The 596-nt window shown below is 42.4% G+C and carries 1 protein-coding gene and 1 pseudogene; one reads left to right on the forward strand and one right to left on the reverse strand.

What is annotated here, in order from left to right; translation table 11 throughout:
• The coding region (locus ASC50_RS01970) for an acylglycerol kinase family protein (protein WP_226995333.1) at window positions 1-201 on the reverse strand (201 nt) is incomplete at its 3' end.
• A 217-nt stretch (window positions 202-418) separates the two neighbouring features.
• On the opposite strand from ASC50_RS01970, the pseudogene ASC50_RS06825 reads away from it, so the two are divergent.
• A pseudogene (locus ASC50_RS06825) lies at window positions 419-596 on the forward strand (tyrosine--tRNA ligase); the annotation flags it as partial.

Consider the following 596-nt stretch of genomic DNA (forward strand, 5'->3'; position numbering starts at 1 on the left):
ATCGCCGCCAACAGCCACGATGTGGTCATAATCGCCGCCCGTAGCCGCCTCCGCTGCCAAAACAGCCGCATGTCCGGCACGCTCTGAAAAAACAATCCTGTAGTCAACAGCCTTATACTCAGGCATTTTGGTAATCATCTTTGACAATTTTTTGCCGGCACCGGAGCCGGATATAGGGTTCACGATAAAAAGAATCTTCATTTTTTATTTTTTAATAGAACATTATGACATTATGACATTTATGTGGACTTCTAAAGAACAAATTTACATTTTGATTTTACAGCAGAGCCGAAGTCCGTTTTAACTCCCTTCAAAATCAAGTACAAAGTTAAGCAAAAAATCTATACAAGCCAAATAAAAAACTCATAACTCATAACTCATAACTATTTCGTACCTTTGCACCTCAAAAAAAACGAAGATGAATTTTGTAGAAGAATTAAAATGGCGGGGCATGATTCACACGGTGATGCCCGGAACGGAGGCGCAACTCCAAAACGAGATGACTTCGGCGTATGTGGGCATCGACCCGACCGCTGATTCGCTCCATATAGGGCATTTGGTGGGTGTGATGATGCTGAAACATTTTCAACGTGCGG

Source organism: Candidatus Symbiothrix dinenymphae (assembly GCF_001431085.1).